Raw genomic sequence first — 25,334 nt, 5'->3', positions numbered from 1 at the left:
AGAATCCGGAAAGAAATGTAACAGGCGGCGAATCAGGCAGGGACAGGCCCATGGAACGTCTCATCGGAGAAATCCGGCGCATTCCCACGCTGGAGATCTACGGGCGCGTGGCGGCCGTGCAGGGCCTACTGGTCGAGGTGGCCGGGCCGATCCAGGAAATGAGCGTCGGCACGCGGCTGACCGTCTCCGGCTTCGGCGGCGCGCAGGTGCCGATGGAGGTGGTGGGCTTTCGCGATGCCCGGGCGCTGTGCCTGCCCTTCGGTCCGCTGGAGGGCGTGCGCCTCGGCGCCAAGGCGGCAATCACCTCGCTCGCCTCGACCATGCGCCCGGCCACCGGCTGGCTCGGCCGGGTGGTCAACGCGCTCGGCGAGCCGATCGACGGCAAGGGGCCGGTGCCCTTCGGCCCGCACGAGAAGCTCTTGCGCAGCCCGCCGCCGCCCGCCAACGAGCGTACCCGCGTCGGCGCGCCGATCGATCTCGGCGTGCGCGCGCTCAACACCTTCGCCACCTGCTGCCGCGGCCAGCGCATGGGCATCTTCGCGGGCTCGGGCGTCGGCAAGTCGGTGCTTCTCTCCATGCTCGCCCGCAACACCGCCTGCGACGTCGCCGTGATCGGCCTCATCGGCGAGCGCGGCCGCGAGGTGCAGGAGTTCATCGAGGACGACCTCGGCGAGGAGGGCCTTGCCCGCTCGGTGGTGGTGGTGGCGACCTCGGACGAATCCGTGCTGATGCGCCGCCAGGCCGCCTATCTCACCCTCACCGTCGCCGAGCATTTTCGCGACGAGGGCAAGGATGTCTTGTGCCTGATGGATTCGGTCACGCGCTTTGCCATGGCCCAGCGCGAGATCGGCCTGGCCGCCGGCGAGCCGCCGACCTCCAAGGGCTACACGCCCACCGTCTTCACCGAACTGCCGCGCCTGCTGGAGCGGGCCGGGCCGGGCCGGCCGGGGGAGGGGTCGATCACCGGCCTGTTCACCGTGCTGGTCGAGGGCGACAATCACAACGAGCCGATCGCCGACGCCGTGCGCGGCATTCTCGACGGCCACATCGTCATGGAGCGGGCGATCGCCGAGCGCGGCCGCTATCCGGCGGTCAACGTGCTCAAATCCGTGTCGCGGACGATGCCGGGCTGCGTCGAGCCGGAGTGGCGCGATCTCCTGCGCGAGGTCAAGCGCCTGATGGCGACCTATGGCGACATGGAGGAGCTGATCCGGCTCGGCGCCTATCGCAAGGGCACCAACCCGGAGGTGGACGCCGCGATCCGCCTCAACGAGCCGGTCGAGACCTTCCTGCGCCAGGGCAAGGGCGAGTGCACCCGGCGCCATGCGGGTTATTCCGACCTCGCCAACCTTTTGGAAACCGCAACGGGGTTAAGGTTGGGTCCTGAGAGCAGCGGCCCCTGAGTGCGCGGCCCTCCGCCGTGGGCGGTGGAGCCGGCGCGGCCGCTCCGTCCCACCGGGAGTGTGAGTGATGAAGGCGCGTAACAGTCTGATCCGGTTGCGACGGTTCCAGGTCGACGAGAAGCGTCGGCAGTTGAACCAGATCGAGGCGATGATCGCCGAATTCCGGCGCATGGCGGGCGAACTCGACGAGCAGATCGTCGCCGAGCAGACCCGCGCCGGCATCACCGACATCACCCACTTCGCCTATCCGACCTTCGCCAAGGCGCGATGCAGCGCCGCGACAACCTGCGCGCCTCCGCCGACGACCTCAAGGACCAGCTCGAGGCCGCCCAGGACGCGCTCGCCGAAGCGGTCGAGGACCTCAAGAAGATCGAACTGATGGAAGAGCGCGACCAGGAACGCGCCCGCCACGCTCTCGACGCGGCCGAACAGGACCAGCTGGACGAGATCGCGACGCAGCGGGCGATGCGGTGAGCGAGGGTTCGGGACTAAGGCGACATGGCGCGACCTGCCATGACTGTCGCCATATCGGACGGCTTGATATTTAGTAGTTCTTTGACGACATTTTTCTGATGACTGCATCGAAACTGACGACATTCGATCCTGCGGAAGTACTGACCTCCGATGAGGTCATTGCGGCCTTCATGACGGAAGCCTTCACTTCGGAGGACGCCGGCTATATCGCCCATGCGCTGGGTGTCGTGGCGCGGGCCAGGGGCATGGCGCAGATCGCCAACGAGACGGGCCTGTCGCGCGAGCAACTCTATCGCTCCTTCAGCGCGGACGGCAATCCGACGCTGAAGACGACGATCGCCGTGATGAAGGCCCTCGGCATCGAACTGACGGCCACGGCCCACGGACGTCAGACGCCGCCCGCTTGATCCGGTTCCGTCCGTCCTTGCGCCGTCACGGTCCTGTGCCATCCTTCTGGTCCCGGCAGACACCGCTGCCGGACGCGCAGAGGGAGGAACCCACATGCCCGCCCACGGAACCATCGTCTGGACCGAGCTTGAAACCTGGGACGTCGAGGCCGCCAAGGCCTTTTATGCCGCGACCCTCGGCTGGCGCTTCGAGCCGATGCCGATGGGCGAGGGCGAGCCCTACTGGATCATCTTTTCCGGGACCGAGCGCGTCGGTGGCCTTTTCCGGCTGACGAGCCCGATGTTCGACGGCATGCCCGCCCACTGGTTCACCTATATCGAGGTCGACGACGTGGATGCGCGGCTTGCCAAGGTCGCGGAGGCCGGCGGCGAGGTTGTGCGGCCGGCGAGCGACATTCCCGGGGTCGGCCGCTTCGGCATCGTCAAGGATGCCTCGGGCGCCGTGGCCGGCTGGATGACGTCCTGCGCCGAAGCGTGAGCGGCCGGCGCGGCCTCATCGGCTGATCCTGCTGTCCGGTGCCTGTGCCTGCGCGATGCCGGGCCGCAGACCCTTCAGGCCATGCCCGCTCACCCCAGCGGCGCGGTCGTCGTCAGCGTGCCGGGGCGCAGGGCGTGGGCGGCGAGGCGCTCGTAGGCCGGGCGGGCGGCGTCGGCGATGGCGCGCAGGTGATCGGGCAGGCTACTCGCCTCGATGCCCTCGCGCGGCGGGCCGAAGCCGGTGGAGGCCTCCACCGCGTGATACCAGTGCGGCGCCCAGGCGCCGTCGGTGGCGCGGCGGCCGGGCTCCCAGGCGAGCATCGCCGGATCATAGGGAATGCCGAGGCCGGCGCAGAGCAGCGTCAGCGTCTTCGACGGCGCGGCCAGCACGTCGTTGCCCTCCACCACCGGCGGGGCGGCGCCAAGGCGGTCGGCGAGCCGGTCGAAGATCTCCGCCTGCTGGAGAAAGCCGATGTCCTCCAGCGTCACGTCCTCGCGCTTGGCCACATAGGAGGCGAGCACGTCCTCCGGCCGGCGGATCAGGAAGGCGTTGGCGACCCGCTCCGTCCAGCTCCGGTCGAAACCGGGGATCATGTGGTGGGTCATGTGCTTCTGGTAGAACACGGTCTTGCCCGCGGGCAGGGGGGCGAACAGGCCGGCGACCACCGCGTCCGGATCGGTCGGCTGGCCGGCCAGCACCTCGGCACGCAGCGGGTGGTCGAGGCCGGTCGCGGCGAGATAGGCGGCATAGAAGGGCTCGTCGGCCACCACGCTGTCGGCGCGGGCCCCGAAGGACCGCATCATCGCGGTGGAGATGTTGCGCGGACCCGACCACATCGCGATCCGCACCACGCCGTCCTGCCTCTCGATCGCCTCGCTCACGCCGTCCTCCGTCCTGCGGGCTCCGAAGGCGTCCGGAGCCTTCCCGCACTCGTTTTCCATATAGGGGAGATCGCGCAGGCGGGCGAGCTGCAATCGTCGGGCGCGGTCCGGCCGGCGCTGCCAGCACCGGACAATGCAGGGGCCGCGGGTCATCGGATCCGCGGCCCCTGCTCACAGTGCCTGCACGCCGGGCGTCAGGGCTGGCGCGACCAGATCGCCTCGTCGATCTCGCCCTTCAGCTCCGGATAGTCGGCAGCGTGGAACACCGGGTCGCCGGACGACCTGCGCTGGGCGAGATAGTCCTTCGTCAGCTTGGCGACCGTGCCGGAGAGCAGGCAGATCGCCACGAGGTTGATCGTCGCCATCAGGCCCATCGACGCGTCGGCGGCGTGAACACGGTCGCGACGCTCTCGTAGGCGCCCCAGACCACCATGCGAGGCAGGCCACGCGCAGCACGGTCATGCCGGTCTTGTTGCCGATGCCGAGGAAGACCATGGCGTTCTCGGCATAGGAATAGTTGCCGATGATCGAGGTGAAGGCGAAGAAGAAGATCGCGATGGCGATGAAGTAGCGGCCGGCCTCGCCGATGTGGGTGACCATCGCGTCCTGGGTGAGCTGCGTGCCGGTGACGCCGCTGTCGGCGACGAGGGCGCCCGACAGCAGGATCATGATGCCGGTGGCGGTGCAGATCAGGATCGTGTCGATGAAGACGCCGAGCGCCTGCACGAAGCCCTGCGACGAGGGATGGTGCGGGTCCGGTGTCGCCACCGCGGCGATGTTCGGGGCCGAGCCCATGCCCGCCTCGTTGGAGAACAGGCCGCGCTTGATGCCGTTGAGCATTGCGGCGAAGACACCGCCGGCGGCCGCGTCGATGCCGAGGGCGCTCTTGACGATCAGGGCGAGGACCGCCGGCACCTCGGTGATGTTCATCGCCACCACCACGAGCGCGAGCGCCAGATAGGCGACGGCCATGAACGGCACGATGATTTCGGCGATCCGGGCGATCTGCCGGATGCCGCCGAAGATGACGATGCCGGAGAGCACCGCGAGGCCGAGGCCGACCAGCAGCTTGTCCGCGCCGAAGGCGCCCTGCATGGCGTCGGCGATGGAGTTGGCCTGCACGGCGTTGAACACGAGGCCGAAGGCGAGGATCAGGCAGACCGAGAAGATCGCGCCGGCCCAGGGGGCGCCGAGGCCCTTGGCGATGTAGAAGGCCGGCCCGCCGCGGTAGCGGCCCTCGCCGTCCTTGACCTTGTAGAGCTGGGCCAGCGTCGATTCCGAATAGGCGGTGGCGAGGCCGACGAGAGCCACCATCCACATCCAGAACAGCGCGCCGGGGCCGCCGAGATAGAGCGCGACCGCGACGCCCGCGAGGTTGCCGGTGCCGACGCGCGAGGCGAGCGAGGTGCACAGCGCCTGGAAGGGCGTGATGCCGGCAAAATCGGTCTTGGAGGAACCCATCACCGACTTGAAGAGCTCGGGGAAATGGCGGAACTGGAGGAAGCCGAGCCGCAGCGTGAAGAAGATGCCGACGAGCAGAAGGCCGTAGACCAGCACGTAGTTCCAGAAGATCGTGTTCAGAAAGTCGATGACGGCGTCAACCATGACGGCCCCTCCCGCGCGATGTCCGATCGGGCAGCGGGCGGCTTTCGTCCTCCGCCGGCTACGACTTTCATCGGAGCGGATCAGCAGCCTGGCCGCAAGCGGAAAAACACGTCGACATTTGCCCGGCAAATGCGCATTTGATCGTTCAATCAATGGGAAAGCAGGCTCGACCGAACGATGGCGCTGACGTCACGGCGCTCTGCCGCGAACGTGAATGACCGTGACGCGACAGCGCCGTGAGCTGCGCTATGATCAAGGGCGCAGTCGCGCGACGCGCGGATCCTGCCCTTGCCCTCTGGATCCGGACGCGGGATGCCGTCCGGACAGGATCGCCGATGACGCTTTCGCTACCCCGCCCCTGGAACGACCGGACCGGCCGCTTCTCGCTGCTGAAGGCCGTGGTCTTCGCGGCCACCCTGCTGCCGGCCGTGCTGCTGGCCGTGGCGTTGTGGCGCAGCTTCGGGCCCGGCGCGGTCCCGCTTCCCGGCCTCGACGCGGCCGGCAGGATCGGTGGACCGGCGCTTCCGGGGCCTGCATTGCCCGGTCCCGCCCTCCCGGGACCGCCCTGGGCGGCGATCCGCTGCTCGGCGGCGCGCTCGGGCCGCGGCCCTACACGGCGGCGATCCACGAGGCCGGCGACTGGGCGGTGCGCTTCCTGCTGGCGACGCTGGCGGTGACGCCACTGGCGCGATTCAGCCGCTTCCCGAAGATCATCGCGGTGCGGCGGATGCTGGGGCTGGCCACCCTGTTCTACGCGCTCGCCCACCTCGGCCTCTACGTCGCCGACCAGGGCTTCGACCTCGTCCGCGTCGCGTCCGAAATCGTCCGTCGCGTCTATCTCACGATCGGCTTCGTCGCGATCCTCGGCCTTGCCGCCCTCGGCGTCACCTCGACCGATGCGATGATCCGGCGGATGGGCCGCAACTGGACACGGCTGCATGCGCTCATCTACGCGATCACGATCCTCGGGCTGCTGCACTATTTCATGCAGGTCAAGATCGATGCCAGCCAGCCGGCCTTTCACGCCGGCCTGTTCGTGGTGCTGATCGGCCTGCGCCTCGCGCTGCGGCTGAAGGCCCCGCCCACCGTCGGCACCGCGCTGGTGGTGGCGCTTGCCGCCGCGCCGCTGACCGCCGGACTGGAAGCCGGCTGGTATGCGCTTGCCACCGGCGTCGACCCGCTGCGGGTGCTCGGCGCCAATCTCGCCGTGGACCTCGACGTCGGCCTGCGCCCGGCGCTGCTGACACTGATCGCCGGCGTCGCCTTCGCGCTGCTGGCGGCGGGCCTCGCCGCGGTCCGGGGCGCGCCGTCGCCGCGGCCGCGCAAGGCCGCGCCGGGCTGAGCATGAGGACGGGCCGCAAGGCCGTCAGCGCCGCACCTTCGCCTGGAGGAAGTCCTCGCCGTAGTCGCAGACGCCGCGCGAGAGGAAGATGAGGTTCAGCAGGATCTGGGCCGGACCGGCGTAGAGCGTCTCGTAGAAGCTCTCGAATTCCGGCGTCCGGCTGATGGCTTCGAATTCCGCCATGTAGCGATAGGTGATGCCCCACGCCGCGCGTTCCGCCGGGGCGGAGAAGGGCAGCCGGTTGAGGCTCATGTGGACGCCGTGCACCGGGCGGCCCTTCACGAGGGCGCGGTAGAGGGCGAGATCGTAGAGCGATCCCTTGCGCGCGACGATGGCGTAGAGCAGTTCCTCGTCGTTCTTGTAGCGCGCCATCAGGTCGCCGAGCGGCGGGATCGGATAATACCCGTCCCAGGTGGTGAAATGCAGGCCGCTGAGCCGCCTGGTGCCCTTGCGGATGATGTTGCTGTAGGGCAGCCCCACGTCGAACACGGGCTGGTGCCAGGCCATGACGTCGTCGAAGATCAGGATGTCGACATCGCCGATGTAGACGTGGCTCGCGGTCTGGATCGGCGTGTTGATGAAGCGCAGCGCGTTCTCGTTCTTCGAGCGCACCGGCAGGTCATGCAGGTCACGGATCAGCGGGCGAACGCCGAGCGTCTTCTCCAGCCAGCCCAGCGCCGCGCCGTTCTTGGCCGTGAAGCTTTTCAGATCGCTGACAATGAACTCGAATTTCGCGCCCTTGTTGTGCCGGGCCGCGAAATAGATGTAGGGGACGACGAAATTCTCGTAGTAGCCCGTGGCGCAGGTGAAGAAGAGCAGGCTTTGCGCCGGCGCTCCGCGATCATGCCCCGTGTCGCCCATCTGCGCCTCCCCCCGTTGAAGATCGCCGGCCCCCCGGCCGATGCGCCTGCGGCGGGGGCCCGAATCCGGGGATACCCGCCACGATGAATCAGCCTGACAGCAATCGCGCACTCCGTCACGGGCCCATGTAGTTGGCCCATGTCACAGGCCCATGTCACAGGCCCGTGTCGCCGGTCCGTGTCACCGCTCAGGTGTTGAACTTGAACAGCATCACGTCGCCGTCGTGGACGACATATTCCTTGCCTTCGTCCCGGGCCTTGCCGGCGTCCTTGGCGCCGACTTCGCCCAGCGTCACGAAATCCTCGTAGGCGATGGTCTGGGCGCGGATGAAGCCGCGCTCGAAGTCGGTGTGGATCACGCCCGCGGCGCCCGGCGCCTTGGTGCCCTTGGTGATCGTCCAGGCGCGGGCCTCCTTCGGGCCGGCGGTGAAATAGGTGATCAGGCCGAGCAGCTCGTAGCCGGCGCGGATCAGCCGGTCGAGACCCGGCTCCTCCAGTCCGATCGCCTCCATGTAGTCGGCCTGTTCCTCGGCCGGCAGCTGGGCGATCTCCGATTCGATGGCGGCCGAGATCACCACGGCGCGCGCGCCTTCGGCGGCCGCCTTCTCGAACACCCGGGCGGACTGGGCATTGCCGGTGGCGGCCGCAGCCTCCTCGACGTTGCAGACGTAGAGGATCGGCTTCGACGAGAGCAGGTTGAGCATGGCGAAGGCCTTCTCCTGGCCCTTCGGCACGTCGACCAGCCGGGCCGGCTGTCCGGCCTGCAGCAGCGTCAGCGCCGCGTCCATCAGCTCGACCTGTTCCTTCGCGTCCTTGTCGCCGCCCTGGGCCCGCTTGCGCAGCGGGATCACCCGGCGCTCGAGGCTTTCGAGGTCGGCGAGCATCAGCTCGGTCTCGATGGTCTCGGCGTCGGCGATCGGGTCGACCCGGCCCTCGACGTGGGTGATGTCGTCGTCCTCGAAGCAGCGCAGCACGTGGGCGATCGCATCGCACTCGCGGATGTTGGCGAGGAACTGGTTGCCGAGGCCCTCACCCTTGGACGCGCCGCGCACCAGGCCGGCGATGTCGACGAAGGTGAGGCGGGTCGGCACGATGTTCGCCGACTTGGCGGACGCGGCAATCCTGAACAGCCGCGGGTCGGGCACGGCCACGTCGCCGGTGTTCGGCTCGATGGTGCAGAAGGGATAGTTGGCCGCCTGCGCCGCCGCCGTCTTGGTCAGGGCGTTGAACAGCGTCGATTTCCCGACGTTCGGCAGGCCGACGATGCCGCACTTGAAACCCATGTCACTTCAACCTTTCAACGGGCGCGGACCGGTCAGTCCCGGCGCAGCAATTTCGCAAGACCCTCGGCGAGGGCGCTCTTCGGAGTGTCGGCGGCCCGGGTCGGGGCCGCGATGTCGGCGGGGGCCGCCGGGGCGGGAGGGGCGGCGGGCTTCGGCTTGCGCGCGGGCTTGTCCGGCGCGGTCGCCAGATGCACCTTGCTCGCGAATGTCTCGTCCTCGCCGGCGACCAGCAGTGGCGCCTGCGCCGCCAGCGCGTCCAGCAGCGGGTCGATCCATTCGCGGTCGACCTTGTGGAAGTCGCCAAGCACGTGGTTGTGGACCTGGTCCTTGTCGCCCGGATGGCCGATGCCGAGGCGGATGCGGCGGTAGTCCTTGCCGAGGTGGGCGTCGAGGGAGCGCAGGCCGTTGTGGCCGCCGTGGCCGCCGCCGGTCTTCACCCGCATCTTCGCCGCCGGCAGGTCGAGCTCGTCATGGATCACGACGATCTGCCCGGGCGCGATCTTGTGGAAGCGCGCGGCCTCGCCGACCGCGCGGCCGCTCTCGTTCATGAAGGTGAGCGGCTTCATCAGCAGCACCTTCTGGCCGTCGATGGTGCCTTCGGCGATCTCGGCCTGGAACTTCGAGCGCCACGGACCGAAGCGGTACAGGTCATGGATGCGGTCGACCGCCATGAAGCCGATGTTGTGGCGGTTGCCGGCATAGCGGGCGCCGGGATTGCCCAAACCTGCGATCAGCAGCATGGCGAGTTGCCCCGAGACTGAGCCGCCGGGATCGGGCGGGTCCGGAAAACGGCTTCGCCGCCGCGGGGTTCCGCAGCGGCGAAGGGATGCATCGACGGCCGGCGGATCACTCCGCCGTGTCGGCCTCGGCGTCGGCGCCGGCTTCTTCCGACTTCAGCGCGGCGGGGGCCGCGATGGTGGCGATCGTGAAATCGCGGTCGGAAATCACCGGACGGGCGCCCTTGGGCAGGGTCACGGCCGAGATGTGGATCGAGTCACCGACTTCGGCGCCCGCCAGATCGACCTCGATATACTCGGGGATCGCGTCGGCCGACACTTCCATCTCCACCTCGTGGCGGACGATGTTCAGCACGCCGCCGCGCTTGATGCCCGGGCAGGTGTCCTGGTTGAGGAAATGCACCGGAATGTCGACCGTGAGCTTCGACGAGGCCGAAACGCGCAGGTAGTCGACGTGGACAAGGGTGTCCTTGACCGGGTCGAGCTGGTAGTCGCGCGGAATCACGTCGATCTTCTCGCCGTCGACGTCGATGGTGACGACGTGGGTCAGGAAGCCGCCGCCATGCAGACGCAGGGTGGTTTCCTTCGACGGGATCGAGATCGCGATCGGAGACTTCTTGTCCCCGTAGATCACGGCCGGTACCAGTCCTTCGCGACGAAGTGCACGCGCGGCCCCCTTGCCGACCCGCTCGCGCACCGTCGCCTTGAGCTCATAGTTCTGAGCCATCGGTGCTTCTCCTCAAAGAGATGATTGGATTGAGACGCCGCTTTTTCCAAGCGGCATCGCCCGGCTGCCTCCAGGGGTGCGAACCGGGTCGGCGGGCTTATAGGCCATGCGCGCCGTTTTCTCAAGCTGCCAGCGGCGGAATTCCCGGAAATCCGCGCTGCAGGCCCCTTGCAACACCCGCCGGTGACGGAATTCGCAACAGTTTGTCCGGCCCCGCATGATGGACACGGACCGTGCCCGCCCGTACCGTTCCGCCCGCAAGAGACGGGGGCGCGTGCCACCTGTCCGCGGGAGGACCATGCTGTGGACGAGATGGACGAGACGGGCGAGACGGGCGGATCGGTCGATTACCAGCTGACCGAGGCCGACGTGCTGGCCGCCAGCCGGGCGGTGTTCCTCCGGGGCCTCAGGCGCTCGATCAGCGGCACCCACATGGCCGGCTCCGCCATCACCTATTTCGTGATCCCCGGCGATCCGCTGACCCGCGCCCTGCTGTCGCAGGTGGTGATGGTGCCGGTGACGGCGATCCTGCATTTCGCCGGCTGGCATCTGCAGCTGCCGGCCAACGCGCGCCGGCAGTTCGCCCGCAACCCGCAGTTCCAGGCGCCGCGCCGCCTGTCGTGGTCGGACGCCGGCATCGCCTGGCGCGAGGGGCGGAAGGAGACGAAGCGCGGCTGGCAGCAACTCCACGACGCCCGCGAGAGCCGCGACCTGTTCGTCTTCTACGATACGCCGCAGCTGGCCGAGATCCTGCCGAAGCGCGTCCTGACGAAGGCGCAGATCATGGACCTGTCGAGCCACGTGGCGCGGCGGAAGGTTCTGGCGCGGACGACGGGCTGAGGGGGGGACGGGCTGAGGCAAAGCTGCCGCATGGCCGGCGGAGACGGTGGAGAGGCAGAACCCGCGTGACCCGCAGTCCTCGCCGGCCCGCCTCAGTCGAACAGGCTCGACACCGACTGCTCGTTGGCGGTGCGGGCGATGGCCTCGGCGATCAGGGTGGCGACCGAGATCACCCGGATGTTGCGGGCGCCGGCGATCGCGCTGGTTGGCTCGATCGAGTCCGTGATCACCAGTTCCTTGAGCTTGGAGGCGGCGATGCGGGCGACCGCGCCGCCCGACAGCACGCCGTGGGTGATGTAGGCGGTGACCGAGGTGGCGCCATCGGCGAGCAGCGCCTCGGCGGCGTTGCACAGCGTGCCGCCCGAATCGACGATGTCGTCGACGAGGATGCAGTCGCGGCCTTCCACGTCGCCGATGATGTTCATCACTTCCGATTCGCCCGGCCGCTCGCGGCGCTTGTCGACGATGGCGAGCGGGGAATCGATGCGCTTGGCGATCGCGCGGGCGCGGACCACGCCGCCGACGTCCGGCGAGACGATCACCGTGTTGTCGAGCTTGTAGCGTTCCTTGATGTCGCGGGTCAGCACCGGCGCGGCATAGAGGTTGTCGGTCGGGATGTCGAAGAAGCCCTGGATCTGGCCGGCGTGGAGATCGAGGGTCAGCACGCGGTCGACGCCGGCGTGGGTGATCAGGTTGGCGACCAGCTTGGCCGAAATCGGCGTGCGGCCGGCGGCGCGGCGGTCCTGCCGGGCATAGCCGAAATAGGGCAGCACCGCGGTGATGCGGCGGGCTGACGAGCGGCGCAGCGCGTCGACCAGGATCAGCAGCTCCATCAGGTTGTCGTTGGCCGGATAGCTCGTCGACTGGATGACGAACACGTCCTCGCCGCGCACGTTCTCCTGGATCTCGACGAAGATTTCCTGATCGGCGAAGCGGCGGACCGAGCAGCGGGTCGGTTGCGCATCGAGATAGTCGGCAATCGCTTCGGAAAGGGCGCGGTTGGAATTGCCGGCAACGAGCTTCATGGAGCCTGATCCTTGACAAACGTCACGGAGCGGGCGGGCTCCATGCGACGGGGCACCTCGAGCGGCGGCCGATGGCCTTTTCCCGCGGAAGGCGCGGTATATCAGTGTCCTCGTCGCCGTGTAAACAGCGCCGCAGGCACAGCTCCGTCGCCGCGGGCACGGCCATCCACAGCGTGATGCCGCAGCGGGCAAATTCGGGGGACCGGTCGCAACGATCCGGACGCCGTGATCCGCGCCCGGAGGCGCCTGCCGGGAGGATCAGGATCAGATCCCCGATCAGATCCCCGATCAGATCGAGGTGCCGCCGGCGGCGATCTGCGGCGCGGCCGGGGAGGGCGGCGGCAGGTTGGTCCAGGCGGCCAGCGCCTCCACGGTGCGGGCGGCAATGGCGTCGAGCGTGGTGCTGCTGACGCCCGACCACGGGTCGCCGCCGGCGTCGCCGGCGAGTTCGAAGCCGGAGATGCGGTGGAGCCGGCGGTTGTTCGGGTCCATCACGTCCCACACGTAGGAAACGGCGGTGCCCTTGTCGTCGCCGGCGGCCGAGAGATAGCCGAGCACCCGGTAGGAGGCGTTGGGGTCGCCCTGGCGCACGAGGGCCAGGCCGCGGCTGCGGGCGCGGCTGCCGATCCGGCCGGCGAGATCGTCGGCCTGGGTGGTGGGCAGGCCCAGCATCTGGTCGAAGCGGAAGGTGGCGGCGGAGCCCTGCACGGGCGCGCGGTTCGGCCGGGTCGCATCCGGCGGGGCGTGAGGGTGGCGCGCTGCGGCGACGACGTGGTCGAGGCGGTCTGGCCGCCGGTGCGGCTCTGGCAGGCGGCAAGAAGGAGGCTTGCGCCGCTGGCGGCGAGCCCGGCGATAAACCGTCGGCGGCTCGGCTGTAGGCGGGTCGGCGTCCTGTCCGTCATGTCGGTCTGCTCCATCCTCTGCGCCGCGTCGGCCTCTGCGGCGCTGCGTCGGCCCCTGCGGCGCTTCGTCGGCGGGGCGAACCATCCGATTTTACGGCGCCTCTGGCAAGCCGGGCCGTGTCAGCGCACGACCGGCAGGTCGAGCGACAGTTTCGACAGCGGCTCCGGGTCTCCCTCGGTGGTGAGATAGGTGCGGCCGAGGGTCATCGCGGTGCCGGTTGCCGAGTCGGCGAGGATCATGTGGGCGAACAGCGTCATGTTCGGCCGGATCTCGGCCTTGTTGCCGCGGTAGAACATCGGCCAGTCCATCCAGCTCGGGGCGAAGCGCGCACCCAGCGAGTAGCCGCAGGCATTCAGCCGGTGCTGCATCAGGCCGTGGGCGTCCATCGCCGCCGCATGGGCGTCGAACACGTCGCCGAACACGTTGCCGGGCCGCATCACCGCCTCCACTGCCTCCAGCGCCTCGCGGGCGGCGGCGTAAAGCTCCAGATGCCGGGTGCCGGGCTCGCCCACCACCACCGTGCGCATCAGGGCCGCGTGGTAATGACGGCAGGTGCCGGCAAACTCCAGGGTGATCTGGTCGCTCGCGTCGAGCTTGCGCCGGCCGGCCTTGTGGCGGCACAGCAGCGCGTCGGCGCCCGAACCGATGATGAAGTCGTTGGCGGGATATTCGCCGCCATTCTCGAACACCGCGCCCTGCATGGCCGCGAGAATCTTCCCCTCGTCGGCGCCGGGGCGGATCTCGGCCATGCCGGCCTCGAAGGCGAGGTCGGCGAGGCGCCCGGCCTCGCGGGCATAGGCGACCTCGGCCGGCGACTTGATGGTGCGCAGCGCCGCGATGAGGTCGGAGGCGTCCGACAGGTCGGCGAAGGTCTTCAGGCGTCGTCGAGGGCGCGGCCGTTCTTGGCGGTCAGGCCGTGGGTGTCGTATTCGATGCCGATCTTGGCGCCGAGCAGGTCGAGGTCGTCGAGCAGGTCCTTGAGCTGGCCGACGGGGCTCGCCTCGCCGCGGTCCACCCACAGGCGGATGTCCTCGATGATCGAGGTGTGGCGGGCCTGGCGCAGGTCCGGCAGGCGGGTCAGCAGCACGGTGCGGCGGTCGCGCAGCACCACGAGGCACTGGAAGAAGCAGAAGCCGAAGCTGTCGTAGCCGGTCAGCCAGTACATGCTTTCCTGGGCAAACAGCAGCATGGCGTCGAGCTTGCGCTCGGTCATCCCGGCCACCAGCGCATCCTGCCGGGCCTCGAATTCGGAACTGTCGAAGTGAAGGGCCATGGAAACTCCGGGAGGCGTCAGGCGACGAGGGCGATGGCGGACAGGTGCCGGCCATAGTCCGGCTCGCCGCGATGGGTCATGCGGCGGTAGGAAAAGAAGCGCGCCTCGTCGGCATAGGTGCACAGGCCCGTGCTGCCCACGAGACCGACGCCGGCGGCCTTCAGCCGCATGGCGATATAGGCCGGCAGGTCGAACATGGCATGGCCATCGCGTTCCGACGGGCCGAAGAAGGCGGCGTTCGCCGGATCGGCGGTGAGGAACCGGGCGAGGAATTCCGGGCCGACCTCATAGGCGCGCTGCGAGATCATCGGCCCGATCACGGCAACGATGTCCGCGCGGCGCGCGCCCTCGCGCTCCATGGTGTCGACGGTCGATTCCAGCACGCCGGTGAAGGCGCCCTTCCACCCCGAATGCGCCGCGCCGACCACGCCGGCCTTCGCGTCGGCAAACAGGATCGGCCCGCAGTCGGCCGAACCGGCCGCGACCGCGATGCCGGGCGTGCGGGTGACCAGCGCATCCACCTTCGGATTGTCCTCCGGCGCCCACGGCGTGGTGACGACGAGGCAGTCCGGGCTGTGGATCTGGTAGGCCGAAACGAGGTGGTCCGGCGCAACGCCGAGCGCGGTCGCCGCGCGGGCGCGGTTTTCCATGACATTCGCCCGGTCGTCGTTCGAGCCGACGCCGAGGTTCAGCGAGGCATAGATCCCCGTGGAGACGCCGCCCTCGCGGGTGAAGAAGCCGTGGCGAATGCCGGGCAGGGCGGCCAGTGCCGGGGACTGGATCATCATCGCGAAGCACCTTTCGAACGGGGGCGGATGGTGGCGGGGATGGGCGCGCCTGTCAAAGGGCGGGGCGGGTGTCTTGAGGGCGGCGGCCGGATCGGAGTGTGCTGGTGAGGGAAAACCCTTCTCCCCTCGGGGGAGAAGATGGCCGCGCAGCGGCCGGATGAGGGGGCTGACGGGCGACGCGACCCCTGTGGCCGCCCCCCTCACCCGACCCTTCGGGCCACCCTCTCCCCCTGGGGGAGAGGGGAAATGCGAGGCCTCATGCGGAGCGTGACCACCAAACCCCTCACGCACCCCGAACCACCAGCACCTTGAACAGTTCCCCCATCTCGCCAGGCCCGTTGCCCGCAAGCCGCGTCACCGCTGCCCGGAGCGCCTCCTGCGTCGCCGCGTCCTTGCCGGCGCCGAGGGTCCCGGCGCGTTCCACGAGGCCGAGGGCGAGCAGGAAGTCGCCTTGCGTCGTCACCGGGTCGACCTGGGCGCCCGCGCCGCGGGCTGCCCGGGCCAGCGCCGCGAAATCCACGTGGGCGGTGAGGTCGGCGAGGCCCGGCTCGGCCAGCGGGTCGGTGAAGGCGTGGTGGCGCAGGGCCTGCAGCGTGTCGCCGACACCGGAGCGGGCGTGGCCGTAGTCGATCGCCAGGATCGCCCCGCCGTGGCGCACGGCGTCCTCGGCCAGCCGCGCCATGATCGCCGCCGCCGGGCGGGCGACCTCGACGATCGCGCCCTGCGGCGCGCCGGCCGCATCCTCGGGCAGTTCGGCCGGATCGGGCCGGCCGGGGCCAAGGCCGAAGGCGAGGCTTTCGCCGTCCTGAGACAGGCCGACCACGCGCTCCAGCCAGCCGGCGCCGGTCTTCACATACTGGCGCACCGGCAGGGCGTCGAAGAATTCGTTGGCGATCACGATCCGCGGCAGGTCCGGCAGACTGGCGATGTCGTCGTGCCAGACCGGCGCGGCACCGGCGAGCGCCTCGGCCTGCCGCGCCCGCAGCCGCGCGCTGGTCTCGACCAGATGCACCTCCAGCGCCCGGCGGAAGTCGGGCCGGACGGCGGCGGCGCGCAGGGCGTCGGCCATCAGCGTGCCGCGCCCGGGGCCGAGTTCCACCAGCGCGACCCGCGCCGGCGCGCCCATCTTCTGCCATTCGCCAAGCACCAGAGGCCGATCAGTTCGCCGAACATCTGGCTGATCTCGGGCGCGGTCACGAAGTCGCCGGCGGCGCCGAAGGGCTCGCGGGCCATGTAGTAGCCGTCCTGCGGATCGCCGAGGCAGAGCGCCATGTAGTCGGCGACGGACAACGGCCCGCCCGCGCGGATCAGCCCGGCGATCCGCGCGCCGAGCCGCGTGGTTCCCGGCCGCGGGGTCATCGGTCCGGATCGGGCGTGTCGCGCGTCCCGGCCGGCGCTTCGGCGCGGCCAGCACGAAGGCGAGGCCGATCAGCACCATCGGCACCGACAGCACCATGCCCATGGTCACCACGTCGAAGGCGAGGTAGCCGACCTGCGGGTCGGGCATGCGGAAATGCTCCACGACGATCCGCGACAGGCCGTAGCCGATGCCGAACACGCCGGTGACGAGGCCGGGCCGGGCCAGCGCCTGCCGCTTCCACACCAGCACGGTGAGGACGGCCATCAGCACCACGCCTTCCAGCGCCGCCTCGTAGAGCTGGCTCGGATGGCGCGGCACCCAGCCGGCGGCCTCGCGGGGAAACACCACGGCCCAGGGCACGTCGGTGACCCGGCCCCAGAGCTCACCGTTGATGAAGTTGGCGATGCGGCCGAGCCCGAGACCGAGCGGCACGGCGGCGGCGGACAGATCGAACAGGGTGCGGACCGACAGGCCGCGGCGGCGGGCGAAGATCAGCATGGCGAGCGCCGTGCCGGCGAGGCCGCCGTGGAACGACATGCCGCCGTGCCAGACCTTCAGGATTTCCGAGGGGGCGGCGAGATAGGCGCCGAGATCGTAGAACAGCACGTAGCCGATGCGGCCGCCGAGCACGACGCCGGCCGTCATCCACACCAGCAGATCGTCGATGTCGATCTCGTCCGGCCGCGTCCGTCCGGCCCAGAGCCGGTCGGTACGCACCATGCGGCGCAGATACCACCAGCCGAACATGAGGCCGCCCACATAGGCGAGCGCATACCAGCGCAGCGCAAACGGGCCGAGCGCGAATCCGCCGAGATCGAACGGACCGATACTGACGATGTCCGGGCCGATGGCCGGAAAGGGCAGGGCGAGCATGGGGCGTGTCGTCTCCGGTCGCGGGCGGCGGCACGTTGGTCGAAAGCGCGGGCCCGCGTCAAGCCGGGCAGGGCCTCCGCCCCGTCTCCCCCGGATCGGCCGCCTTGCGTTGACGCGCCCGACCGCCCATCTTGCAGGAAAGCGCCGCGCCGCCGGACACTGCCCGGCCAACCTGCGCGGATGACATGTCACGGAGACGACGATGACCCAGACCCAGGGCCGCCTGTTCGACGAGTTTGCCAAGCTGATGACCGACGCCGCCGGCGCGCGCAGGGCGCCCGCCGCGAGGTCGAGACCATGTTCCGTTCGCAGGGCGAACGGTTCGTCTCCGAGATGGACCTTGCCAAGCGCGAGGATATCGAGATCGTCCGCGAACTGGCGGTGAAGGCCCTTGCCGAGGTCGAGCGCCTGACCCGCCGCATCGAGGATCTGGAAGCGAGGCTGCCGACTGCCACCGGTGCCGGCCCGCTGCCGGACGAGCCGGTCGACGGTGCCTGAGACGGTTCCGCGATTCGTCCCGGTTCCCACGTCTGCAAGGCGTCTGCCGCGTGCGGTCCGTCCGCCGGCAGGGGTTCAGGCGTGCCCTGCCGCCGACCGGCGTCCCGCGGCTTCCTGCTCTTCCGCTGTGGCCGATGTGCCACGTCTGCCGCCATTCCACATGCGGTTGTCCACCGCACCGCGATCCGGGCCGCGTTAACCATTCGTAAATTTCCGGGGGCGCTCTATAGTCTTCAGGAAGTTCGGATTCGCGCTTCGGCCCGTGCCTTGCGGCAGCGCCCCGTCCGGGGCATCGGGGCCGGTGCGCATGAGGGATGCATGCGGATTCTGCGGCCGGCGGTCAGCCGGCGTGGAAAGAGTGGCCGCGGTGCGGGGACCGGATCCGTTGATCCGTTTCGGCCGTGGCCGGTGGCCGGCCTGCAGGTCCGGGCGTCGTCCGCCGTGACGATGCCGAGTCTGCAGCCGGTTGGTCAGAGGCTCCTGCCCGGGTCCGGCCCGGCCGGGCACGGTCTCGTCAGTCGCAACCTCTGGAGGTCGCCATGACCCTCATCGATATCTCGACCGAACGCCCCGCAAATCCCGTGGACAACATCGAGCTGATCGCCGCCCACAACGACTGGACCTTCGAGCGGTCCGGCGAGGAGGAGATCACCGTGTCCGTCACCGGCCACTGGTGCGACTACCATGTGTCGTTCACGTGGATGGAAGAGCTGGAATCGCTGCATCTCGCCTGCGCCTTCGACATCAAGGTGCTCGAGGCACGGCGCACCGAGGTCGTGCGGCTGCTGTCGCTGGTCAACGAGCAGCTCTGGATCGGTCATTTCGATCTCTGGCAGGACGAGGGCGTGGTGATGTACCGGCACGGGCTGCTGCTCGCCGGCTGCCTCGAGGCGACCGACGAGCAGATCGGCCGGATGCTGGAGACCGCGCTGGAGACCTGCGAGCGCTTCTACCAGGCGTTCCAGTTCGTGGTCTGGGCCGGCAAGACCGCCCGCGAATCGCTGGACATGGCGATGATCGAGACCGTCGGCGAGGCGTGACCCCGGCGAGCCGCAGGCGTTGGCCAGGGCTGGACCTGCGGCAGAAACCGGTTCCCGTTCCCTCCCGATCAAGGCTATCAAGGGCTCCCGCCATTCGGCGGGGGCCTTTTTTCTTGTTTCGCGCCGGTGACCGTCCGCCGCGCCATGTCCACGAGGTTGTTCCCATGTCGCTCGCCACCGCCGCTCCCCTCGTTCTCGTCGGCGCCGGAAAGATGGGCGGCGCCATGCTCGACGGCTGGCTCGACCAGGGGCTCGACCCGGCGTCGGTGACGATCGTCGACCCGACGCTGTCGCCGCTGGCGGAAACCTTCACCCTGCGCGGCGTCAGCCACGCCGCCCGGCTGGAGGACATCGGCCTCACGCCGGCGGTGGTGGTGCTCGCCGTCAAGCCGCAGATCATGGGTTCGGTGCTGCATGCCGCCAGCCGCGTGCTCGGGCCGCGCACGGTCACGGTCTCGGTTGCCGCCGGCACCACGCTCGCCACCCTTTCGGCCGGGCTCGGCGCCGGGCCGGTGGTGCGGGTGATGCCGAACACGCCGGCCCAGGTCGGGCGCGGCATGTCGGTCTGCGTCGGCAATGCGGCGGTGAGCGAGGGCGACCGCGCGCTCGTCACCGCGCTGATGAACGCGGTCGGCGAGACGGCGTGGATCGACGACGAGGCGCTGATCGATGCCGTCACCGGCGTGTCCGGCTCCGGTCCGGCCTACGTGTTCCTCCTCGCCGAGGCGCTGGCCGCGGCGGGCCGCGCCGCCGGCCTGCCGGCCGATCTTGCCGAGAAGCTTGCCCGCCAGACCGTGGTCGGCTCCGGCGAACTCCTGCGCATGTCGCCCCTGCCCGCCGCCACCCTGCGCGAGAACGTCACCTCGCCGAACGGCACCACCTTCGCCGCCCTGCAGGTGCTGATGGCCGAGGACGGCCTCGGCCCGCTGATGGAAAAGGCCGTCGCCGCCGCCACCCGCCGTTCGAGGGAACTCGCGGGGGGCTGAAGCGGACGGTGGCTGGTCCGCGGTACTTGTCATCCCCGGCGGCGGCGCGCAGCGCCGACGGGAAGGGGATCCAGAAGCCGGCTACGGAATTCAAAAGCTGCCTTCTGGATCCCCTTCCCAACCCGAGCTGTCGCTCGGCTTGCCGGGGATGACAACCGAGGGGTTGCGCAGCGCCTCTTGGCCCCGCGCCCTCCTGTCTCAGCCCTCCATCACCGCCCGCCTCAGATGCCCGTCGGCCGCATCGCCGCCCAGCCGGTGGCCGTCTCGATGGCGTGGCCGAGGGAGAGCAGGGCGTGTTCCCCGCGCATCCGGCCGACCATCTGCAGACCGAAGGGCAGGCCGCGCTCGGTGAAGCCGCCGGGGGTGACGAGGATCGGATGGGCGGTCATGGTCAGCCGGCACGCCATGCGCTGCCACAGGAAGTAGCGGTCGAACACCGTGCCGTCGATTTCGGCCACCCATTCCACCTCGGCCGGCGGGGCGGTCACCGGCGTTGCCGGGGTCACGAACACGTCGTAGTCGTGGAGCAGCGCGGCGGTGCGCTGGAAGATCGCCGTGCGCTCGCGGGTGGCAAACGCCAGTTCCGCCGGGTCGGTGGCCGCGCCCTGGCGGATGTTGCGCACATAGTCGGGGCGGAACAGGTCCGGCCGGCTGTGCACCAGCGCCGGCGCGTCGGTGTAGAAGCCGAACATCTCGATCGCCTCCCAGGCGCGGTCGGCGGTGGAGAGGTCGAGTTCCACGTCGTCGATCGTGCAGCCGAGGCTCTCCAGCCTCGCCCGGGCGCCGGCATAGGCGGCGCGCATTTCCGGCGACACCGGCAGGCCGCCGGCATCCTTGCTCCAGGCGATGCGCACATCGGAGAGATCCACGTCGGCGAGCGTCAGGAAGATCGCCGGATCCTCGGCAAGGCCGATCGGCGCGACGTCGGAGGCCCCCGCCATGGCGGCGAGCAGCAGGCCGGCATCCTGCGACGAGCGGGCCATCGGCCCCAGCACCACATGCGGCGTCCAGCCGTCGCCGACCGCCTCGAAGGGCACGCGGCCCGGCGAGGTGCGCAGCCCGACCGTGTTGCAGAAGGACGAGGGGTAGCGGATCGAGCCGCCGCTGTCGCCGCCGTCGGCGATCGGCAGCATGCCGGCGGCCACCGCCGCGCCGCCGCCGCTCGATCCGCCGGCGTGCAGGGCGAGGTCCCAGGGATTGCGGGTGACACCATGGACCTCGTTGAAGGCGAGGGTGCCGACGCCGAAGCTCGGCGTGTTGGTCTTGCCGATGACGAGGGCGCCAGCGCTGCGCAGGCGTTTGACGAACAGCGCGTCCTCGGTTTCCGGAGCGGCCTCGGCAAAGGCACGGGTGCCGTAGCTGGTCGGAAAGCCCTTCACCTTGTTGAGGTCCTTCACGGCGGTCGGCAGGCCGTGGAGGATGCCGGCCGGATCGCCGGCGGCCAGTTTGCGGTCGGCCTCCTCGGCGAGCGCCAGCGCCGCGCTTTCCGGCATCAGGGTGACGATCGAATTCAGCTTCGGATTGACCTCCTCGATCCGGCCGAGGAAGGCCTTCATCACCTCGATGGCGGAGATCTCGCGGGCGCGGAGCAGGCCGGCAAGCTCGGTCGCGGAACGGTAGTACAGCGGTTCGGTGCTCATCCTGCGGTCCTCGTTGGCTTGATTCACAAAGGTAATCTCAGAATTGCATGCAATGGCCGTGCCTTTCCATGCCCCTCGCCGGTTTGCGGGGATACCGTGACGGCAGGCATCTTGCGGCCGGCGCCCTTCGCGCGGCGTCTGCACAAGGGGGGTGCACGGCGACCTCCGGTCCCCTATCTCTTGATCATGGCGCGCATGCCGCCCGCGGGCGGCGACCGTTTGCGGCAACCGAGGAGATCGTCATGACCAGCACGGACCAGCGGCAGAAGATCGTCGAGGCCTTTCTCCAGCGGCTTGCCGATGGCGGCTGGGAGGCGCTGACCCTTGCGGACGTTGCGGCGGACGCCGGCCTGTCGCCGGCCGAGCTGCGTGCCGACTATGACGGCCGCCTCGCCATTCTCGCCGAGTTCATGCGCCGGACCGACATGGCGGTGCTGGAGGCGATCGATCCGGAGATGGCCGCCGAGCCGGCGCGCGAGCGTCTGTTCGACGTGCTGATGCGCCGGCTCGACGTGATCGCCCCGCACAAGACCGCCGTGAAGAAGCTGCTGCTCGCCGCCCGGCGCGATCCGGCGCTGGCGCTGGCGCTGAACGGCCTTGCGGTCACCTCGATGCGATGGATGATGGTCGCGGCCGCCACCGACCGGCCGGGACTGCCCGGCTCCTGCGGGCGCAGGGCCTTGCCGCCGTCTGGACCCGCACCATGGAAGCCTGGCTGAACGACGCCGATCCGGGCCTGTCGGCGACGATGATCGCCGTGGACAAGGGGCTGCGCCGCGGCGAGCGCTGGCTCGGCTGCGCCGACAAGGCCGCCGGCCTTGCCGAGCGGATCGCCTGCCGCGTCGCCGGCCGCCGCAAGACGCCGCCGAAAGCCACGCCGGTTCCGCCGGCCACACCCGGCGAGGCGGCCGCGGGCGAGGGGATCTGACACCCCCGTCCGCGCATCCCGCCGGCTCCATCCCTCCGGCCCCGATCCCTCTGGCCATCCGCGCACTTTGCGGCTAACTCCATGGACAACCGGGCGGATCTGCGGTCCGCCCCTCGTCCTCACACCCCGGAGCCCGCGATGGACAGTGCCGCCGTCCCCCTGATCACCTTCGACGACTTCCTGAAAGTGGACATCCGCGTCGGCGTCGTCGTCGAGGCCGAGGTCAACGAGGGCGCGCGCAAGCCGTCGCTGAAGCTGAAGATCGACTTCGGTCCGCAGATCGGCGTCAAACGCACCTCGGCGCAGATCACGAAACACTACACGCCGGACAGCCTGATCGGCCGCCGCGTGCTCGGCGTGGTCAACTTCCCGGTCAAGCAGATCGGCAAGTCGATCTCCGAAGTCCTGACCCTCGGCGTCCCCGACGCGGACGGGGAGGTCGTGCTGATCACCCCGGACCAGGACGTGCCGCTGGGTGGGCGGCTGTTCTGAGGGGGTGCATCGCCTCGCCTTCAGCGCCGATCTCCTCATTTTCCAAGGTATGACGTTAATCTGCCTTTCATTTTCTTTCGCATAGGTTGTGCAATCAGTCGTTGCTGCTGCGGGTGCAGCGCCACTTCGTCGATGACTTCAAGTGCCGGAGAGCGACGTCCCGGCCGCGATCGCAGGATCGCGGCGAACGGACGGCCGTGCATCGCGACCTGTTCAGCGGAGACAGCGGATGTCCTTTGGAAAGCGCGGCGTGGTTGTCGCCCCCAAGCCGAGAGTGGTGATCGAGCAGCCAAAGGAGATGGATCCCGAGGAGCCTCGGGACCACACCGGGGGAGTGTCCCTGACATCGCGCCTGTTACTGGTGTTCATCGTGCTGCTGGTCGCCTCCACCGGGCTTACCTACTACCTCTTCATCCAACTCGGTCACCAGCTTGCACGCTCATGGGAGTCCGTTGGCGAGGTTCCCAATGCCGAGAAGTTCCATACGGTTGTCGGCTTCGGCGGTGGGCAGCTGGAGGAAACGGAAGCATCCATCCACAGGAAGTGCCTTGCCTCCGCCACAAGCGATCTCGCATCGATCATCCGGATGCATGACGGTGATGCGTCGCGTGTCGCCTGGATGTACGGACCGGTCGGCGTCAGACGTGTCGCATCCTACGTCGACTGTTCGATGACGCGTCCAGCGACGGATCTGTGCCACCCCGAAGTGAAGGGCCGGATCGTTGATCTTGTCGTGTCCTACCTTGAAGTCCAGAAATCCGAATGGCGCAAAGAGCAGGAAGAGCAGATGATGCGCGACAATAGTATATTTGGATTTCGTGACAAGGAGTTCGATGAAACTGTCGCGAAGATCACGGAGGGAAGCGATTACTTCGACCAGAAACCGCGTGCCGACGATCCGGCGTTCCTTGCTCCGGACCCGCGCATTCGCCGCCGCCTCGTCTCTCTTGCCGAGAAGGGGATCCTCCAGGAAGGCGACTTCGCTCCCGGTTTCTTCAGCAAGGCGCCGAAATTCATTGCTGAGATATTCGCGACCACCAAGGTTACCGGAGCAGGTTGCGACTGACGCCTCCAGGGTCGGCGAATGGGTCGTCCCCCCCTCACACCGGCAACCGCACCTGCGCTCTCAATCCCCCGATCGGGCTCGACAGCAGGCGGATGTCGCCGCCGTGGGACAGGGCGATGTCCCGGGCGATGGCGAGGCCGAGGCCGGAGCCGGCGACGTCCTGGTTGCGGGCGTCGTCGAGCCGGTGGAACGGCCTGAACACCGCCTCGCGCTCGGCCTCCGGAATGCCCGGCCCGTCGTCGTCCACGGTCACGGTCAGCCAGTCGCCCTGGCGGGCGGCGGTCACGGTCACGCGGCTGCCGAAGCGGGCGGCATTGCCGACGAGATTGCCGATCATCCGCCGGAAGGCGAGCGGGCGCAGGTGGGCGGCAAGCTCCGGCGGGCAGTCGACGGTCACGATCCGGCCGGCGCGCTGCATCATCGCCTCGATGTCGCCGAGGAGATCGCCGACATCGGAAAGCACGCTCGCCTCGTCGGCCACTCCTTGCGCGAAGGCGAGATAGGCCTCCAGCATCGCCTGCATGATGTCGACGTCGCCGCGCATCGCCTCGGTTTCCTCGCCGGGCGGCAGCATCTCCAGTTCGAGGCGGAATCGGGTGAGGATCGTGCGCAGGTCATGGCTGACGCCGGCGAGCATGGTGGTGCGCTGCTCCACCTGCCGCTCGATGCGGCGGCGCATCTCGATGAAGGCATGGGCCGCCTGGCGAACCTCGCGGGCGCCCGACGGCGCAAAGTCCTTGGGCGGGGGCTGGCCGCGGCCGACCATCTCGGCCGCCTGCGCCAGCCGCTGGATCGGCCGGATCTGGTTTCGCAGGAAGATGATCGAGATGATGATCAGCACCAGCGCCGTCACCACCATCCAGACGATGAAGATGTGGGAGTTCGAGGCATAGGCGAAGTTGCGCGGCACCATGATCCGCAGCAGGCCGTCCCGCAGCAGGACGCGGATTTCCACCAGCGAGCCGTAGCTGGTGGTGTCGATCCGGACCGGCTCGGCGATGTGGCGGGTCAGGCTGCTGGCGAGCGTCCGGTCGAGCAGGGAAGAGAAACCCGGGTCGGGCGGGGGGCCGAAGGTCACACCCTGCTGGAAGCTCACGGTCATGCTGAGCCGTGTGGTGGCGACCCGGTCGACCGTGGCGATTGCCGCATCGTCGGGCGCCGCCTTGATCAGGTCGACGAGGCTCGCCACCTCGCGGCCCACTGCGTCGGACAGGCGCCGGGTGACGAGTTCGTAATGGCGGTCGATGAACACCTGCGCCAGCACGGCCAGGAGGATCACCATCGGCAGCACGATGATCAGCATCGACCGGCCGAACAGGCTCTTGGGCATCTGGCGGTTGACGGCGCGGGCCAGCGCCCGCCAGCCGCGCACCAGCGGCGCGGGCATCACCCGCGCCAGCCCCCGGCGCAGGACGCGCACCCCGT

The 25,334-nt window shown here is 69.3% G+C and carries 22 protein-coding genes and 5 pseudogenes; 13 read left to right on the top strand and 14 right to left on the bottom strand.

From position 1 onward, the window contains the following. The first annotated feature begins 50 nt into the window (after positions 1-50). From fliI to A6302_RS05330, 4 genes and pseudogenes are all read left to right on the top strand, one after another. Complete coding sequence (fliI, locus tag A6302_RS05345; protein WP_069306177.1) at positions 51-1,403, top strand: flagellar protein export ATPase FliI; 1,353 nt, start codon at positions 51-53, stop codon at positions 1,401-1,403. 67 nt (positions 1,404-1,470) lie between these two features. Beyond that, a pseudogene (fliJ, locus tag A6302_RS05340) lies at positions 1,471-1,877 on the top strand (flagellar export protein FliJ). Positions 1,878-1,975: 98 nt separating this feature from the next. Beyond that, a complete protein-coding gene (locus A6302_RS05335) occupies positions 1,976-2,284 on the top strand; it encodes an addiction module antidote protein (RefSeq protein ID WP_069306176.1) in 309 nt (102 codons plus the stop codon). A 94-nt stretch (positions 2,285-2,378) separates the two neighbouring features. Then, positions 2,379-2,762: a VOC family protein gene (locus A6302_RS05330; RefSeq protein WP_069306175.1), complete on the top strand. Its 384-nt coding sequence runs from the start codon at positions 2,379-2,381 to the stop codon at positions 2,760-2,762. Positions 2,763-2,851: 89 nt separating this feature from the next. On the opposite strand, the gene A6302_RS05325 is transcribed toward A6302_RS05330, so the two are convergent. Together A6302_RS05325 and A6302_RS05320 are read right to left on the bottom strand one after the other, a co-directional pair. Beyond that, positions 2,852-3,643 carry a sulfotransferase-like domain-containing protein gene (locus A6302_RS05325; RefSeq protein WP_210183270.1) on the bottom strand — a complete coding sequence of 264 codons (792 nt, stop codon included), beginning with the start codon at positions 3,641-3,643 and terminating at the stop codon, positions 2,852-2,854. A 194-nt stretch (positions 3,644-3,837) separates the two neighbouring features. Beyond that, positions 3,838-5,248: pseudogene (locus tag A6302_RS05320) on the bottom strand (alanine/glycine:cation symporter family protein). 448 nt (positions 5,249-5,696) lie between these two features. On the opposite strand from A6302_RS05320, the gene A6302_RS05315 reads away from it, so the two are divergent. Continuing rightward, positions 5,697-6,590 (top strand): protein-methionine-sulfoxide reductase heme-binding subunit MsrQ, encoded by an 894-nt coding sequence (locus tag A6302_RS05315; protein WP_210183269.1) that lies wholly within the window; start codon positions 5,697-5,699, stop codon positions 6,588-6,590. A gap of 24 nt (positions 6,591-6,614) precedes the next feature. Here the strand turns inward: A6302_RS05315 and A6302_RS05310 are convergent, their stop codons facing one another. The 4 genes from A6302_RS05310 to A6302_RS05295 form a co-directional block, all read right to left on the bottom strand. Beyond that, positions 6,615-7,451 (bottom strand): hypothetical protein, encoded by an 837-nt coding sequence (locus tag A6302_RS05310; RefSeq protein WP_069306173.1) that lies wholly within the window; start codon positions 7,449-7,451, stop codon positions 6,615-6,617. A 187-nt stretch (positions 7,452-7,638) separates the two neighbouring features. Continuing rightward, entirely contained in the window at positions 7,639-8,733 is a 1,095-nt protein-coding gene (gene ychF / locus A6302_RS05305) for a redox-regulated ATPase YchF (RefSeq protein WP_069306172.1), read from the bottom strand. A 32-nt stretch (positions 8,734-8,765) separates the two neighbouring features. Then, on the bottom strand, positions 8,766-9,473 hold the full coding sequence (gene pth, locus A6302_RS05300; RefSeq protein WP_069306171.1) for an aminoacyl-tRNA hydrolase: 708 nt from the start codon (positions 9,471-9,473) through the stop codon (positions 8,766-8,768). A 106-nt stretch (positions 9,474-9,579) separates the two neighbouring features. After that, entirely contained in the window at positions 9,580-10,197 is a 618-nt protein-coding gene (locus A6302_RS05295) for a 50S ribosomal protein L25/general stress protein Ctc (RefSeq protein ID WP_069306170.1), read from the bottom strand. A gap of 312 nt (positions 10,198-10,509) precedes the next feature. Here A6302_RS05295 and A6302_RS05290 point away from each other — a divergent pair, with 312 nt between their 5' ends. Then, complete coding sequence (locus tag A6302_RS05290) at positions 10,510-11,037, top strand: YcxB family protein (RefSeq protein WP_245293926.1); 528 nt, start codon at positions 10,510-10,512, stop codon at positions 11,035-11,037. A 92-nt stretch (positions 11,038-11,129) separates the two neighbouring features. Here A6302_RS05290 and A6302_RS05285 read toward each other — a convergent pair whose 3' ends face one another. The 6 genes and pseudogenes from A6302_RS05285 to lgt all read right to left on the bottom strand — a co-directional run. Continuing rightward, a complete protein-coding gene (locus A6302_RS05285) occupies positions 11,130-12,062 on the bottom strand; it encodes a ribose-phosphate pyrophosphokinase (RefSeq protein ID WP_069306168.1) in 933 nt (310 codons plus the stop codon). A 288-nt stretch (positions 12,063-12,350) separates the two neighbouring features. Then, a complete protein-coding gene (locus tag A6302_RS22715) occupies positions 12,351-12,770 on the bottom strand; it encodes a hypothetical protein (RefSeq protein WP_069306167.1) in 420 nt (139 codons plus the stop codon). A 314-nt stretch (positions 12,771-13,084) separates the two neighbouring features. Beyond that, positions 13,085-14,238 (bottom strand): annotated as a pseudogene (locus tag A6302_RS05275) (M24 family metallopeptidase). 17 nt (positions 14,239-14,255) lie between these two features. Beyond that, positions 14,256-15,026, bottom strand: a complete 771-nt coding sequence (pgeF, locus tag A6302_RS05270) for a peptidoglycan editing factor PgeF (RefSeq protein WP_069306166.1) — start codon at positions 15,024-15,026, stop codon at positions 14,256-14,258. 283 nt (positions 15,027-15,309) lie between these two features. Further along, a pseudogene (locus A6302_RS21965) lies at positions 15,310-16,385 on the bottom strand (class I SAM-dependent methyltransferase). A gap of 61 nt (positions 16,386-16,446) precedes the next feature. Beyond that, a pseudogene (gene lgt / locus A6302_RS21960) lies at positions 16,447-17,259 on the bottom strand (prolipoprotein diacylglyceryl transferase); the annotation flags it as partial. Between the two features lie 297 nt (positions 17,260-17,556). On the opposite strand from lgt, the gene A6302_RS05260 reads away from it, so the two are divergent. The 3 genes from A6302_RS05260 to proC all read left to right on the top strand — a co-directional run bounded on the left by A6302_RS05260 (position 17,557) and on the right by proC (position 19,783). Beyond that, positions 17,557-17,757: an accessory factor UbiK family protein gene (locus tag A6302_RS05260; protein WP_425349118.1), complete on the top strand. Its 201-nt coding sequence runs from the start codon at positions 17,557-17,559 to the stop codon at positions 17,755-17,757. Positions 17,758-18,296: 539 nt separating this feature from the next. Next, positions 18,297-18,797, top strand: coding sequence for a type III secretion system chaperone family protein (locus tag A6302_RS05255; RefSeq protein WP_069306164.1), 501 nt, complete (start codon positions 18,297-18,299; stop codon positions 18,795-18,797). A gap of 164 nt (positions 18,798-18,961) precedes the next feature. Beyond that, positions 18,962-19,783 (top strand): pyrroline-5-carboxylate reductase, encoded by an 822-nt coding sequence (gene proC, locus A6302_RS05250; protein WP_069306163.1) that lies wholly within the window; start codon positions 18,962-18,964, stop codon positions 19,781-19,783. Positions 19,784-20,004: 221 nt separating this feature from the next. Here the strand turns inward: proC and A6302_RS05245 are convergent, their stop codons facing one another. Further along, complete coding sequence (locus tag A6302_RS05245) at positions 20,005-21,423, bottom strand: amidase (protein ID WP_069306162.1); 1,419 nt, start codon at positions 21,421-21,423, stop codon at positions 20,005-20,007. A gap of 242 nt (positions 21,424-21,665) precedes the next feature. Between A6302_RS05245 and A6302_RS05240 the strand changes: the two genes are divergently transcribed. The 4 genes from A6302_RS05240 (at position 21,666) to A6302_RS05225 (ending at position 23,909) form a co-directional block, all read left to right on the top strand. Beyond that, positions 21,666-22,142, top strand: coding sequence for a hypothetical protein (locus tag A6302_RS05240; RefSeq protein ID WP_069306161.1), 477 nt, complete (start codon positions 21,666-21,668; stop codon positions 22,140-22,142). After that, positions 22,127-22,351: a hypothetical protein gene (locus A6302_RS05235; RefSeq protein ID WP_069306160.1), complete on the top strand. Its 225-nt coding sequence runs from the start codon at positions 22,127-22,129 to the stop codon at positions 22,349-22,351. The genes A6302_RS05240 and A6302_RS05235 overlap by 16 nt, the downstream gene beginning before the upstream one ends. A gap of 138 nt (positions 22,352-22,489) precedes the next feature. Beyond that, positions 22,490-22,843 carry a tRNA-binding protein gene (locus A6302_RS05230; RefSeq protein ID WP_069306159.1) on the top strand — a complete coding sequence of 118 codons (354 nt, stop codon included), beginning with the start codon at positions 22,490-22,492 and terminating at the stop codon, positions 22,841-22,843. A 229-nt stretch (positions 22,844-23,072) separates the two neighbouring features. Then, a complete protein-coding gene (locus A6302_RS05225; protein ID WP_069306158.1) occupies positions 23,073-23,909 on the top strand; it encodes a hypothetical protein in 837 nt (278 codons plus the stop codon). Positions 23,910-23,943: 34 nt separating this feature from the next. On the opposite strand, the gene A6302_RS05220 is transcribed toward A6302_RS05225, so the two are convergent. After that, the gene (locus A6302_RS05220) at positions 23,944-25,296 is read right to left on the bottom strand and encodes an ATP-binding protein (RefSeq protein ID WP_069306182.1); all 1,353 of its coding nucleotides are present in this window, start codon (positions 25,294-25,296) and stop codon (positions 23,944-23,946) included. Between the last annotated feature and the right edge of the window lie 38 nt (positions 25,297-25,334).

This window comes from Methylobrevis pamukkalensis, from assembly GCF_001720135.1.
Classification (GTDB): domain Bacteria; phylum Pseudomonadota; class Alphaproteobacteria; order Rhizobiales; family Pleomorphomonadaceae; genus Methylobrevis; species Methylobrevis pamukkalensis.
The sequence above is the reverse complement of the archived record's forward strand: the minus strand, read 5'-3'. Positions and strand labels throughout refer to the sequence as shown.